We start from the raw sequence: 15,352 nt of genomic DNA, 5'->3' as shown, positions 1-15,352 counted from the left end.
GAAGAAATTGATTCATTGCTTGATGAATAGTGCGCGTGCTATAAATAAAAGCACTCGTGCTTGCACATATGAGCTGTGCTTGCATATGCGCAATAATTAATGTGCACATGCGTAAGGAATAAAATGAAAAAGAAAATTATTCAATTTTTAACTTTTTCTACAATAATTAGTACTCCTGTTTTAGCTATGTCTTCCAGCAGTGGAAGCAGTAATCAAATTGATAATAAAAATTTTGTTGATGTAAGAGCTCAATTAGAAAATTTAAAACAATTGCCAGATTCAAGGAAAACATTTAAAACTAGCAGTAGTTTCACCGTTAGTGATAAATATGAAAATATTTTAGGAAGGCCAATAATCCTTGGTATGGACAAAAAAATCAGTCTGGATTATGAGCCATACTCTATGATTTACAATAAAGTAACATCAATAGATTTTGTTACAAATGAAGATTTAAATGCTAATATTCGTGTTAATTATGAGTTTAACAAAGAAAGAAAAGGAAAGTGATTTTGAGATGAAGTGCCTAGAAGCGAATGAGGAAAAAATTTTAAAGGTAAAAATTACTATTTTTCATCTAATCCACTTGATGCCTATACATATAATCTAAAAAATAGCTCTAAATTTTATAATGAATACAATAAGCAAATAAGTGATATTTATTCAGATAAAAGCAAAGAAATTGAATCTTATACTTCTGAAATTAAGTTGCTTTCTGATTCTTTCATTAAGAGAATAAAGGAAAAAGAGCCCTTCAAAAAGAATTTTGTGACCCTTCTTATGATGGTTATTATTATGATCCTGGTTGTCGAACCGATTTATTTCCTCGTAAAGTAGATTATTTCAATCATCCTTTTCATAATAATAATGGTTGAGAAGAATTATATTCTGATGATGTATTAAACAAAGAATTTATTTTTTGGCATAATGGATCTGGTAAAAAGAAATTCATAGATTAGACAACGTTGAAGCTGATATTCATACAAAAATAAATTTTAATTATAAGAAAGAATTTTTTACTACAAATTTAAAGTATAAAGAACTTCCAAATTTAATTAGCAGTTTTCAAAATGCTTTTAGTTCTAAAAATTTTATTAATAGTTTTGTTTATTCATCTAATGGAGAAAAATATAGTGAAAATAATAGCAATTCAAAAATAAGTAATAATGCTTTACACCTTATTAGCGATACTATGAAAAGTATATCTAGTGATGAAATACAGAAATTTGAAGGAAATGAAAATTTAAATCATAGAGTAAGTAATAAAACAAAATTAGATAACATATTTAGCACTATTTATACTCATAATAGCAATGATTTTTCAATTAAATATAAATTCAAGTGAAAAAACATGATGAAAAACATATAAATATTTTTGTTGAAATTCAGAATATTTTAAAAGATGGTAAAGATGTTCTTCCTGAAATAAAAAATATTGATAGAAATAGTTTTTATAAAGAAAATTTAAATAATCCTCATTTATTTAAAAAGTTTTTTACTGTTATGGATTCTTTGCAAAGCAGCAATTTTCTTGTATATAAAAATTTATTTGTGAATATGACTCCTAGTGATTCATATAAAACATATTTAGGAAAAAATCTTGGTGATAATTTAATAGTAAGCAATAATTATTTTAATTCAATAGGAAGAATTGATTCACTTGAAGAATATTTTAATGAACATCAAAATTTAGATGATTTTGTTAGGTCTGAAGAGCCTCAAAAACAAGATAATAAAGAAAATGAAATAAAATATAAAGATAAATTTTTTGATGGAACATATTTAATAAAAAATCCTGTTGACTTAATTTTCACTTCACAAGAGAGTGAAAATGATATTATGCTAATAAACGGCGAAAAAGTGCCTGTTTTAAATAGAAAATTTATAAAAAAATTACAAGATAAAAGAAAATTAATTGCTGGAGATAAAGAGCTTAAATTAGATGATTCTCAATCTAAAAAAGATAAAAAGGAAAATGAATATTTAGTTGAGTTATTGAGATATAAAAAAATAGTAATAATGAAGGTGAACCTATTCAAAAATTTACAAGAATATATGAAATAATAGATAAAAAAATTGATCAATCTTTTAAATATTATGGCTGAGATCCCGAAAATAATTTTGAACAAAAATTATTAATTAGTCCATACTTAATTAATGAAAAAGGTGAAAAAATAAAAGACAAAGACAATAAATTAATTCCCAATAAAAAATATGATAAAGAATAAACCCAAATACTGGCACTAAAGAGCAGGTTATTTGGTTAAGTAATAAAATGTTGGGAGATTTCGATTTAAAAGATTCTCTTTCATTTGTATATCCTAATTTGTCAAATTCTAAAAAGAAGATATAGATTTTGGAATTTTTGCAAATAGTTCTGTTTTAGGAAAAGGAGCATTAAGAAATTTTGCAATTGATGAAAAATTTGATGATTATGTAGGTTATTATAAAGTTAAGCTTTTTGACAAAGTGGGCGATAGATATGTAAAAGTAGAAAAGCCTAATTACGAAGAGTTGTCAAGTGAATCTGGTAATAGTCAATTTTCTTATATGTCTGAAGAGGGAATTTGAATTGTTGCTGCTCATATAGCTGATGATAGTTTTGGTTTTGAAGAAGCTGAATCTATTAGTAATGTTTCTATTGTATTGATTGATGAAAATAATAGTCCTGATAGTTTATTTTTAAATCAAATTAAGGGCAAACTGTATGACAAAAATAACAAGCCAATAAATGACTACTTTTATGTATACACTCATGGCAAAAACTTTATATCTGATACATTTGTTAAGTATTTATTACAAAATGTTAAAGTGCCTGAAAATGAATTAAATTACTTACCGTATGATAAAGTTATTAATTATTACCGTGATTATATAAATTATTTGTCTAAGTTTTCTTTGTCTGATGCTGATGATAACATTTACAAATATGATGATTTATTTTCTTATCCATTTGTCGAATGAAGTGAATTAAAAAATTTAAATGGTTTAACGTATGCTAATGAAAAAGATGAGAAGATAATAAATGAATATAGAGAAAAGTAAAAAATCAAGTTCTTAATTATGTTTATAGAAATTTAAGAAAAAGTAGAGAGTTATGAAAAATAGGTTTTAAGTCTAATATTGATGATGGTGATTGGTATATAAAAGAGTGAAATACTAAAGAAAATACTGAAGCTTGGTTAGATGAAGCTCTAAATGTGGTTTTATTTGATAGTGATAATTTTAATGATTATAAGGGTTTAGAATTTACTGTTAGTGGTAAAAATAAATTTAGTAATCAAAGCAAAAAATTTTACTTAAAAATAATGCTTGAAATATTTTCTATCCTCCTATTGATTTAAGTGTTCTAAATATTAACAAACAATTTACTATAGATATTGGAGCTAACTATTCTGAAGATTCAAAAGAAGTTTATAAAAAAATAAACGAAGAAGTTTTAAATATAATAAATAAAGAATTTGATAGTCTTGAAAATAACAAGCTAAAAATTGATAAAGATATTTTTATAGAAAATTTAGATAAGTCTATATCAAAATTAGTTAGAGGAAACAAAATATCAAAAGGCGTGAATTTAACAGTAAAGGGCATAAATGCAAATATTCATAATCAAATTTTAATAAATATAAAAAATATTGCAGCTCCTCCCAAATTTGATTTAAGTTTATTAAATAATGTTCTTTCAAATAATTTTGTAATTACCAGTGAAGGCAGCATTGAAAATTTAAGTCAAGAGATTGTTGATGGTGCAGTTGAAATATTAAAGGAATATGAACTAGAATATAAAAATGACTATTTAATTGCTCTTGTAAGTTCAAAATATATAAATTGCCCTTTTTGTAAATGATGAAGAATTGAATAAATATAGTTATACTGATAAATTAAATGAATTATTTAAAAAGAATAAATACATATCAATAAATGGAAATAAAGTTGTGGTTCCTTATGAAATAAAAGATCAAGAATTAAAAGCAAAATATGAAAATAATATTAAGCTAAAAGTAAAAGAAATTAATGATAATAATTTTGTTTCTCAAAATAACAATATCGCAAGATGAAGAATATTTACCTTAGTACATGGTAAGGATACAAAAGGCTTTTCATCTCTTGGGGTTATAAATAACATTAACAAAAACATAGTACCAAATATTAAAAATATTATTGATGATAATAAGGATGATCCATTAAAAAAAGAAAATGGTGATATACATGGACAAAAGTTAAATGGTAAAAACAAAATAACTAAAAAGATAAATTATGCTATTTATATAACAATTGGTATTTTCTCAATAGTATTAATAATTGGTTCAATTTATGCTATACGGTATTACTTGAATAGAAAAGGCTTTAAAGCCGGCAAAAGTCAAAAAAGTAATGTCAAGAAGAAACAAAAAAATCAAATTAAGATATATAAAGATGTTGATTTCAAACTTCCTGATGGTGTATTAAGTGATGAAGAAATTGATGAAATATTTGTTTCTGACTACGTCTAATAAGGCGTAGTTTTTTATTTTATAGAGCAGAAAATGAAGTAAACATTAATTTAATTTCATGCTGATTTTTTGCTAATTCAATATTCATTTAATATATTTATGTAATCTTAAATAATAAATAAAGGATTAAAAATGGATACTTTAATTGAATATTTAAATAAAAAAGCTATTGATTATAAAGATAGTGTAGAACGCAAAAAGCTTTACTATATTGAGAAGAAAGTTAATAGAAAAATAATAATTAGAGGTGTCGAATATTCATATTTTTTGTTTATGTATAAGTGTAAAAAAACAGGTAAAAGATTTGTTTATTACCATGATGATTTACTATTAAAAATGAAGCGAAAAAAGTATTATTTTGATGATGTAAATAGATGTTTGAATGATGGCTTATATGAAAGAAATTATAAGAAAATTGACTATCAAAAAACGAATAAAATACCATACTATATTTATCATTATTATTTTAAAAAAATGAGGTGTGAAATTATTAAAAATAGTATGAAAATCAAAGTACATAACGATATAAAAATTCCAGTACAAATAGACATTGATGATGCCTATTTTTTTGTGCAGGAAAAAGGTGAAAAAAATAAGATAAGAGCAAGGGTTGCATTAGTTCATAGAAGCGTTAAAGAAAAGCATAAAATAGAAAATAAAACAGTAATAATGCAATTATCTAACACTAGTAAAAAGAGAAATGAGTTAAGTCAAAATAGAAATTTTATAGAAACAATTAATAATGTTTTAAGGGAACATTATCACTGTAGCAGCACATATATTTCTGGTGATGGAGCAATATTTATAGATAAAATAAATTCAAAAATTAACGGAAAAAGAGTGCTTGATAAATTTCATTTTTTTAGATTTATGTATGAAGTTTTTGGTTATTCAAAAACAAAAAATGTATTGAATAAGAGAATTTTTTCTTCCATTGGGAATCCTTTTTATTGTTTGAAAGAGTTATTTAATAAAGGTGAATTTGATGCCTTTATAGAGTATATTGACAAACTAATTGTATGAATAAAAAATGAAAAAAATAGAGTTTCAAAGCGGCTTGAAATTCAAAAATTTAAAAAATTTTATTTGAAAAATAGACAAAAAATTGAAAACATTATTGTGTTAAAAGATTATTTTGGAGGATGTGCTGAAACAATAATTGGACATAATTTAAAGCGCATTATTAATAAAAAATATGCTTTATATAATCTAGATACTATAAAGTTTTTGATACAAAAAGCACATGAAAATGAAAGTAATTTGATAATTATTAAAAATTTATTTTAATTACTTTTTGTGCTTATTTTTTTAATTTTGTAATTCAAGCTTACACTTTTTTAACTTATCTATTTTTATATAAATATAAAAATAAGTTTTGCACTGCTTACAAAAGTGTAAGCACTTTTGAATTAGTGCTTACACTTTTGCTATAAAAAGTTAATAAAATAAGTTTTATATATAAAACTTAAAAGTCGTATAGCCGCTACGGTAAGTAGCTTTTTTGGGCTGTTACCTGGCCCTTTTCAAGGGCGCGCGCGTATACGCAAAAGGAAAGTGTAAGCAGTTTGAAAATTTGAAAAAAAAGTTTATAATTATCATGAAACAAAAAAAGTAATGTTATTTTTTCTTACCCACTAAAATCTTTCACTTCCATTGCCACACATATTATTTATTTAAATAAAAAAATAATGAGATATTACTTTGTGTTTATAGTCTTTATTAAATAAAAACTTTTATTTTTTAATAATGATAAAAGTTCTTTTTTATAGCTTTTTTAGAAAAAAAGGAAAAATAGCAAGCACTGGCCTGCCATTTCATTTATATTGTTTCTGATATGTAATATGCTAAGAATTCATCTACAGCATTTCTTCTATATTTATAATATGTAGTTTTTGAATAATATTTTTCATATCAATAACTTTCTTTTTCTTCAAGAAATTCTTTTCTTAATAAATGTTTACTTTCTGGACTTATGCATTCAAGAGCTCTATGTAAATTTTCTGAATAAGTAAATCCATTCTTCTCTTCATTTCTATTTTGTGAAAACAATCTTTTTCTAGCTTTTAATCTAGCTTTAGCTTTTTCTAAATGAAATATCATTGCAACTGTCTTATATTTTTCACTTTCAGACATTTCATAATGTAATGAATTATATGGAACATTAAAATTCATGATTTACCCCTTAAATAAAAATAATAAAAAAAGAAGTTTTAAACTTCCAATTAATATGCTCTTGCAAAAATTACATACTTATTAGTTTTATTTTTGCATTTTTGAAATATACATTCTTGTGCCTTTGAAGGTTTGTTGATTTTTCTAGGAATACACCTTGTAGATGCTCCTGTTTCTTCCTTGATAAGAATTTCAGCTTCTTCAGAACAGCAAAATGGGGCAATAACAAATTTATTTTCTTTAATTTTTGCCTTAAAATCTACATAATTATCTACAAAAACTGTATTTTTTTTAAGTCTTTCAGCTGCTTGTGAATATAAATTGGCATGAATTTTATCAAGGAGATCTTTAACAACACTTTTTAGTTCACTAATATTGACTGTTATTTTTTCTAAGGTGTCTCTACGAACAACAGTCACAGAATTATTTTCCAAATCACGTGGGCCGATTTCAATTCTTAAAGGAACTCCTTGTATTTCAGAGTTAGCTGCTTTAAAACCGGGCATTTTTTCACTTGAGTCTAAACGAACTCTAAATTTTTTACTTAGCTGCACATATATTTCTAAGGCTTTTTCGTGAACTTTTGGCTCTTTATTAGAAAACAATTCCAAAATATCAATTTGCACTGGGGCAACTCTTGGGGGTATAACTATACCACGATTATCACCATGGGTCATAATAATTGCTCCAATTAATCTTGTAGAGACACCTCAAGATGTTTGATATACATATTCTGCTTCATTATTCTTGTTTTTAAAAGTTATGTCAAAAGCTTTTGAAAAATTTTGCGCAAAATAATGACTAGTCCCTGTCTGCAACGCCTTGCCATCCTTCATCATTGCTTCAATTGTATATGTTGTACATGCTCCAGCGAATTTCTCATAAGGTGTTTTTTTACCTACAATTACTGGAATTGCTAGATATTTTTTAGCAAACTTCGAATACAAATTAATCATTGTTTTAGTCAATTTTCTAGCCTCAATAGATGTATTATGACAAGTGTGACCTTCTTGCCACAAAAACTCTCTACTTCTTAAAAAAGGATTTGTAGTTTTTTCTCATCTGACAACATTTGCTCATTGATTATAAATAATTGGAAGATCTTTGTGAGACTCAATTATTTTTTTAAAAAGATCAGCAAATAAAACTTCTGATGTAGGTCTTACATAAATTTTTTCATCAAGTTCTTTATCACCAACCCTAGTTATTGTTGCTAATTCTGGATTAAAACCAGCTACATGCTCTTTTTCTTTCAAAAACAATCTATCAGGAATAAATAGCGGTAAATAAACATTTTTTACTCCATGTTTTTTGAATTCTTCATTCAATTCTTTCTGAATTAATTCTCATATTCCAAATGAATTAGGTTTGAAAATTAATGTCCCTTTTGTGGGGCCATATTCAATCAGTTCCCCTTGCTTAACAACATCAGTGTATCATTTAGCAAAATCTTGTTCAAGTGGTGTTATCTTATCTAACTGTTTCATTTTTTAATTATATACTAATATATTTTGAAATAAAAACCCAATCTGTTTGGGTTCTAAAAAAGTAAGTTTAAGCACGATTCATTCTGATTATTTTTATTATATTATTTCAATGGGCTTTCATCTGGACGTGAGAAAACATAATATCCATCTTGAGTTACAAGAACATCATCTTCAATTCTTGCGCCACCAACACCTGGAATATAAATACCGGGTTCAACGGTTATAACCATGCCAGGTTGAAGAATATAGTCGCCATTAGGCCTTACATTTGGTAATTCATGAACATCTATACCTAATCCATGGCCGGTTGAGTGTACAAAATAATCACCATATCCTTTGTTTTGTATGTAATCTCTACAAATCTTATCTATATCACCAGCTTTTATTCCTGGTCTAATAGCTTTACGACCTAAACGAGCTGCTTCTTCAACAATTGACAATATTTTTTGTTGTTCAGGATTATTGCTTTTTTTGGTGCCGCCTAGTATTATTGTTCTAGTAATATCTGCACTATAACCTTTATAAAGTGCTCCAAAATCAATCTTTAATAAATCTCCTTCAACTAAAATTGCATCTGTTGGATGATGGTGTGGCTCTGCTGAATTTGGACCAGTAGCAACTATTTCTTCAAAGCTCTCTTTATCAGCTCCGCATTCTTTTAAAAGATAATTTAATTTTGCAGCTGTTTCTTTTTCGGTCATTCCTGGTTTTATAATCTTAATTAACTTATTGTATGCTTTAAGAGAAATATTTACAACTTCTTGCATTTTTTGAATTTCATCATTAGATTTTTGTATTCTTAATTCTTGGCCGTGAATTCATCCTATTTGTTTTGGTTTTATAATATTAGTTAAATTATGAAATACTTCATAACTAATATAGTCTTTTTCAAAAACAACATTTTTGTAGGCTTTTTTGTCAAAAAAATCACTTAAAGAATTCCCTTTCAAAAGAATAATTTCTACATTTTTTGCATATTTTGAACAATATTCAATATAGCGACTATCAACAAATAAATATGCTTTATCTTTTTCAATAACTATATATCCATCAGTTGTTTGAACACCGGCATATCACAATCTAGTTTGCGGAGCATCTGATACAATGCAATCTATATGCATTTCATTAAATAATTTATCTAATCTTGATCTATACATAATCCCTCAATTCACTTCATATATAAACAAATTTAATTATAACCAAATTTTTTTAAACTTTTATTGTCATTAACTCACTTATTGGCAACCTTAACTTTAAGGTTAAGCACTACATTAGAGTCAAATTGTGCTTGCATTTTTTTTCTACTGTTTATACCTATTTTTTTAATCATAGATGCATTTTTCCCAATTAAAATTCCTTTTTGAGAATCTTTTTTAACAAAAATTATTGCATTTATTTCTATCCTGTCTTCCATCTCAAAAAAGTCCTGAATTTCAACTGCAATAGAATGTGGTAATTCATCTGATAATAAATTTATAGCACTCTCTCTAATAATTTCTTTTGCTAAAAATCTCATAGGTTTGTCTGTTATGTAATCAGGGTCGTAAAGTGGTTCACTTTCATATGAAAATTCTTTCAACAAATCTATAAGTGAATCTATTGATCTTTCATTTTTATTTGAAATTGAAATAATATGTTTGAAATTATACTTCTGAAGTTCATCAATTTTTGTTTTTAACTCTATTGGGTTTTTAGCCAAATCAATTTTAGATATGACTGCAACTTTATTTTCATATTTTTGGACTTTATCAAGAATTAATTTATCGCCAAATTTAATTGGTTCGTTTATTGGGCTTAAAAATAAAATGCAATCAATATCTTGCACTGAACTAAATGCTTCCTTATTTAATTGCTCTCCTAGTAGATTTAGTGGCTTGTGTATCCCAGGAGTATCAACAAAGACAAATTGGTAATTTTCATCTGACAAAACACCTACTATTTGGTCTCTCGTTGTTTGTGGTGTATTTGAAACAATTGCTAAGTCATAGTTAACAAGTTTATTCAGCAATGAAGATTTGCCAACATTTGGCCTTCCAATAATGCTAACTGTTGCTACTTTCATTATTTAATTTGTTCACTTCTAATAGCAAAAGGAATCAAATCTCCAACTTTATTAACTCTCATTTTTTGCCCATCGTTGCTATATTGGTAAATTAATCCATCATCAGGCATAAATTCAGTTATAACTTGTCTGCACCCAGCACATGGCGAAATTATTTCGTTGCTTGAAGATATTATGTGAATTTCTTTAAATGATCCCACTTTAGCTCCATAGGCAACTGAGCCAAATAATGCAGATCTTTCAGCACATAAACCAGAAGGAAAAGCTGCATTTTCAACATTTACTCCATAGTATTCTTTTCCTTCTGAATCAATAGCTATAGCGCTTACTTTAAATTTTGATCATGGACAATATGAATGTTTTAATAAATCTTGTAATTTTTTAATTTCCATAGTTTATTCCTCTCTTGTGATTTGAAGTGGATTAAATATTGTATCTACAATGGCATTCATTTGAATTCTTTCTTCCTCAATTTCATGATCAAAACCCATTAAATGGACAAGCCCATGGGCAAATAAATAACAATATTCTCTTCTAAATGAATGATTAAATTCTTCTGCTTGTTGTTCAACTTTTTCATGACTTATAACAAGCTCTCCAAGTGGATATATATCCAAATTTTTGAATATAGTTTTATCACCAAAATCAAAGGAAAGGATGTCAGTTGGATAATTTTTATTTCTATACTTTTTATTCAATTTTTGAATTTTCTTATTGTTAACAATTGACACATCAACAGATACTTTTTTATTTTCTAAACAAAAATATTTTTGCAGATTCTCCAAAATAGAAATATACTCATTTAAATACTTAAATGATTCACCATTCTCAATATTAACAGATACTTCAACCATAAAATGAATTATATTATATTTAATAGTTAAAAAGTCTATTAAATAGTGTTGTTTCTCCTAAAAATAAATTGGCTCCTAATTTTGAATTTGGTTTTATTATTTTAAAAAAATTATTATCTGAAACAAAGTAATTTACAGCTATACTATCTTTATTCATTTTTATAGATTTTATAAATAATTCATGATTAATTTCATTTAAATTTAACATAATTTTTTGATCTTTTTTTAAGTTATAAATCAACCTATCATTCCCAAAAATATGCATTTTTTTATTTTCATCAAAATAAACTATTATTTTTTCAGTTTTTTCTATTTTATAGGTAAAAATTACAAAAATGACCACAAAAGTAAAAATAATAATAAACACTAATCAAAATCAAAATCAATTAGAAATTTTTGTTAATCTCATTAAAATTTATCTCCTTGCTGTTTTGAATATATTTTCCACTATGACTTATTTCAATAAATAAAGCTTCATCCTGGTAGTTTTTAATACAATTCATTAAAAATTTCATTGTTTCTTTATCGATGTTTTCAAATGCTTCATCTAAAATTATAATTTTATACTTTTGACAAAAAAGCCTTAATAACAGCACTATTTGCTTTTGTCCGCTAGATAAATTTCCACCATTATTGTTTACAAAAGAATTCAAATTAACTTTAACTTTTTCTAAGTAGTCAAATATTTCATAATAGACTAAATTATTATTTAAATTATCAAGTAAAGTTTTACTATTATTAGTAATAAAATCAATAACCTTGGAATTAGGTATATAAAAGTTGCTTCCAACATAACAAATTTTTTCTTTTAAATTATTAAAATTTAATTGATTTACATTAATATCATTTATTAAATATTCACCAGTATAGTTTAAAAAATCCCCGCGTAAAAATTTTGCAAAAGAACTTTTACCACACCCGTTTGTGCCATTTATTCTTACATGATCATTAATTTCCAACTCCGAAATATTTAAGATTTCATGCCCTTCTTCATATGAAAAATTTATTTTTTTAAGTTTTATATTTTTAATTAATCCATTAATTATTACTCCTTTTTCAAAATTTTGAATATTTGGAAGATTAAAGACAAAATTAACCTGATCAACATATTTTTTCATTAACATATTTGAAGATAATAAAGATGAAATTGACATGATTGGATTTATAAAAAATGAAACACTTGTTAAAAACATCATCATATCTCCGGATGATAATTTATTTCTTATTATTAGAAAGGTTGATATAAAAATTATTACATTAGAAATGCTGCTAATAAGTGTGCTGTTCAATAAATTATTATTCTGCTGGATGAAAAAAATATTTTCATCTGCTTCCCTTTGTTTTAAAGTATTCTTTTTTAATAAAAAAGTTAAGAAATTAGAATATTTTTGATCACCATAATTATCTTTGCCATTTATAAAGTCTAGCTCTGATTCTATTTTATTTGAAGTTACTTTTATGTTCCTAATATGTTTATTTTCTAATTTATTGTGAAAAATAATATTACTCAAAAGCAATACTAAAGTAATAGAACCAACATAAATAAATAATAGATAATTAATTCAAATTAGTAAGAATGCAGAAAGAACTATACTTGCTATTTCTCCTAGAAAAGTGTATGCAAAATTAGCTTGATATTCGCTAATGTATGAAATATAACTTGCTCTTTTAAAATATTCAGAATTATTAAGTTTAGTTAAGTGATCTACTGGTGTTTGCTTAATTTTTTCAAAAAAATTACTACTTAATTCCAAATATATTTGATTAGTTATTTTTCTGACTAAATAATTTTTAAAATATTTGTTTATACACTGTAGAAATGCTAGCCATAAAAATAAAATAAATATAACAATTAGCGTCTTTATTAAAAAATTAGGTATTATAAAATCAAAAACTACCTTTACAAAAAATGAAGAAGAAAAATTCAATAATAAATTTACTAATGCCGATAATAATAGAGGTCAAACAAGCTTTTTAATAGATATTAAAGATTTAATTTTATTATCTATTGTTATTTTTATTGTGTTTAACTTTAAATTAGACTTTTTAGGAAAAATTACAACTTCTGCAAATTCTTCCTTGAGCTTTAAAGCATTAACTTTTTCTAGTTCTCCTGTTTGTGAATCCAATAATCAAAAATAATTATTTTTAATTTTAGTTAAAATAACATAATGTGTATACCCATTTCTATTTAATAATAAAATGATTGGTAAATCATCATTTTTTAATGAATATAATGAGTCAAAGTCTCCAGAAAAAGATTCCAAAATAACTCCATTTTCTAGAGCTAATGTTCTTAAATTGTGAAGGCTAATACCATCAGATGAATATGAAGCATTTATCTTCAAATAATTAATGTCTACTTCTTTATTATAAAAATAGTTAATTAATGAGTTTAAAACATACAAACCGCAATCTTTTTTATCTTCTTGTTTTAATATCTTCATGCTTTATCATTTTCAAAAAAATGAGAATAAATATAAAACGGAAAAAAATAGGAAAAAATACTTATTTTTCCAAAAAATAGCATAAAAATGCACATATATTAAAGTAAAATAATAAAACATATAAAAAGGAGACATATGAGTGATAAAGGCAAGGTTGTTTTTGCAAGTGACCATGGAGGTTGCTTATTAAAAAATGAAGTTCTTAATTATATTAAATCTCTCGGATATGAAACAGTTGATTTAGGGCCAGTTGATGATTCAAAATCAATTTCATATGCTGAGCAAGGACATAAATTAGCTAATTATATGACTAATAATAAGGATGTTGCTTTTGGTGTTGGTTTTTGTGGAACTGGATTAGGAATTTCTTATGCACTTAATAGACATAAAGGAATAAGGGCTGCAAGAATAACATCAACTGAAGATGCTAATTTAGCTAAATTACATAATAATGCTAATGTTATTGTTCTGGGCGGAAGACAAGTTAATATTGAAGAAGCTAAAGAAATGATCAATGAATATATAAACACTGAATATGAAGGTGGAAGACATAAAAATAGAATTGATCAAATTGATGAATTTTAATGAAAAATCCTATTTTATAGTCTTATAAAGATATCATTAATAAAAGTTTTTATTAAAATAAAATGCATCAAAAGTACTAATGATGCATTTTTGATTTTTATTTTAAAAGATTTAAATTAAGAAAACTTGTTTAAGTGTAAATAAGAATAAAAAAATATAAAAATAAATATTAATTAATTTACAACTATAAAAATATTATGAAATTGAAAAAAAATAAAAAATTATTACCTTTTTTAGCCATGTAAGCATAAATTGCGACCCTTTAGTTTTGTTATATGCTTGTAATAACAATAATAATGTGTTTTTATAGCAAAATCAAAATGATTTAATTGATAAAATACAAGAAAAACTTTAATGAATCTACAGTAGAAGAAAACAAGCAAAATAATAAAATTTCAAATGATGAAAATTTAACTTGATTTGATGAAGACATTATAAAAAATACAAATACATTGGGCCTGCAATTAGCAATGTTGTTCAACTAAAAAACCAAAAAGATAAAAGTAAAAATAATAGAATTTTAACTACTATGTATAAGCTAACTAATGGAGGTTTTTAGAACATTTTTAATAATAAGTGACGATGGGATAACAATTGAAATAAAATTGTACCTCTTGGAACTAGAAAAAACAAAATTCACAGATCATAATCAACTTTAATTGAGGCTAACTATGGTACACATTGCCTGATAATACATTCATTTTTTAATCGTAATAACTTTTCTGGCTCCCTTGTTTCAAAAAGTATAGATGTCAATTAAACTTGAAATTCCCTCAATAGAGAAAAAACTATCTATTCAAAAATAAATAAAATGCTAAATATGATTCCAGTTTATTTAATAGGGTTTCATATTTTAAATTCAGTAGATCTGTTAGCAAAAAAAGACCTGGCGGTCAACTATTTATAAGTGATAATACCTTTAAAAATGCAAAAGCTATTTTTGAACTCAGAGATAGTGATAGAGCACATTAATATTCTTATCCTATCACGATAAATCAAACTGATAAATTTGTTGATATTTTATTACTGTATGAAACTGATAGCAAAACAAAAAATTTAAAAGTTGTTGGCTAAATATATGCTTCTAGATTTAGAATTTATCTATATACTCTTAATAAGTATTCCTTATTTTTGACAAGAAACTTTTTTAGTTTTTTTATTTTTAAACACAAAATTTAAAAAATATTATTTAAAATAAAAAAATAACTTATTACAAAAACAACATAGTAAACAATTTTTAATTTCAGGAGACAAA

The 15,352-nt window shown here is 24.9% G+C and carries 11 protein-coding genes and 1 pseudogene; 4 read left to right on the top strand and 8 right to left on the bottom strand.

From position 1 onward, the window contains the following. Positions 1-123 precede the first annotated feature (123 nt). Positions 124-4,490, top strand: a pseudogene (locus tag JS510_RS03375) (Mbov_0399 family ICE element protein). A gap of 132 nt (positions 4,491-4,622) precedes the next feature. Next, positions 4,623-5,777, top strand: a complete 1,155-nt coding sequence (locus JS510_RS00605; RefSeq protein ID WP_205517449.1) for an Mbov_0401 family ICE element transposase-like protein — start codon at positions 4,623-4,625, stop codon at positions 5,775-5,777. Positions 5,778-6,308: 531 nt separating this feature from the next. Here the strand turns inward: JS510_RS00605 and JS510_RS00600 are convergent. The 8 genes from JS510_RS00600 to JS510_RS00565 all read right to left on the bottom strand — a co-directional run bounded on the left by JS510_RS00600 (position 6,309) and on the right by JS510_RS00565 (position 13,512). Beyond that, a complete protein-coding gene (locus tag JS510_RS00600) occupies positions 6,309-6,662 on the bottom strand; it encodes an MG284/MPN403 family protein (RefSeq protein ID WP_205517448.1) in 354 nt (117 codons plus the stop codon). Between the two features lie 50 nt (positions 6,663-6,712). Beyond that, entirely contained in the window at positions 6,713-8,149 is a 1,437-nt protein-coding gene (proS, locus tag JS510_RS00595) for a proline--tRNA ligase (RefSeq protein WP_205517447.1), read from the bottom strand. Positions 8,150-8,250: 101 nt separating this feature from the next. Beyond that, the gene (locus JS510_RS00590; RefSeq protein ID WP_205517446.1) at positions 8,251-9,306 is read right to left on the bottom strand and encodes a M24 family metallopeptidase; all 1,056 of its coding nucleotides are present in this window, start codon (positions 9,304-9,306) and stop codon (positions 8,251-8,253) included. A gap of 32 nt (positions 9,307-9,338) precedes the next feature. Continuing rightward, positions 9,339-10,211, bottom strand: a complete 873-nt coding sequence (era, locus tag JS510_RS00585; protein WP_205517445.1) for a GTPase Era — start codon at positions 10,209-10,211, stop codon at positions 9,339-9,341. After that, entirely contained in the window at positions 10,211-10,603 is a 393-nt protein-coding gene (gene cdd / locus JS510_RS00580) for a cytidine deaminase (RefSeq protein ID WP_205517444.1), read from the bottom strand. Before cdd ends, era begins: the two co-directional genes overlap by 1 nt. 3 nt (positions 10,604-10,606) lie before the next feature. After that, positions 10,607-11,065, bottom strand: a complete 459-nt coding sequence (gene ybeY / locus JS510_RS00575; protein ID WP_205517443.1) for an rRNA maturation RNase YbeY — start codon at positions 11,063-11,065, stop codon at positions 10,607-10,609. A 19-nt stretch (positions 11,066-11,084) separates the two neighbouring features. Next, positions 11,085-11,474, bottom strand: coding sequence for an MAG1140 family protein (locus JS510_RS00570; RefSeq protein ID WP_205517442.1), 390 nt, complete (start codon positions 11,472-11,474; stop codon positions 11,085-11,087). Next, a complete protein-coding gene (locus tag JS510_RS00565) occupies positions 11,452-13,512 on the bottom strand; it encodes an Mbov_0121 family peptidase domain-containing ABC transporter (protein WP_205517441.1) in 2,061 nt (686 codons plus the stop codon). Before JS510_RS00565 ends, JS510_RS00570 begins: the two co-directional genes overlap by 23 nt. A gap of 135 nt (positions 13,513-13,647) precedes the next feature. On the opposite strand from JS510_RS00565, the gene JS510_RS00560 reads away from it, so the two are divergent. Then, positions 13,648-14,097 carry an RpiB/LacA/LacB family sugar-phosphate isomerase gene (locus JS510_RS00560; protein WP_205517440.1) on the top strand — a complete coding sequence of 150 codons (450 nt, stop codon included), beginning with the start codon at positions 13,648-13,650 and terminating at the stop codon, positions 14,095-14,097. 329 nt (positions 14,098-14,426) lie between these two features. Next, entirely contained in the window at positions 14,427-14,582 is a 156-nt protein-coding gene (locus JS510_RS00555) for a hypothetical protein (protein ID WP_205517439.1), read from the top strand. Positions 14,583-15,352: the final 770 nt, after the last annotated feature.

It is taken from the genome of Mycoplasma tauri (assembly GCF_016925555.1).
Taxonomy (GTDB): Bacteria; Bacillota_I; Bacilli_A; order Mycoplasmatales; family Metamycoplasmataceae; genus Mycoplasmopsis; species Mycoplasmopsis tauri.
This window is presented reverse-complemented; position numbering and strand designations above follow the sequence as displayed.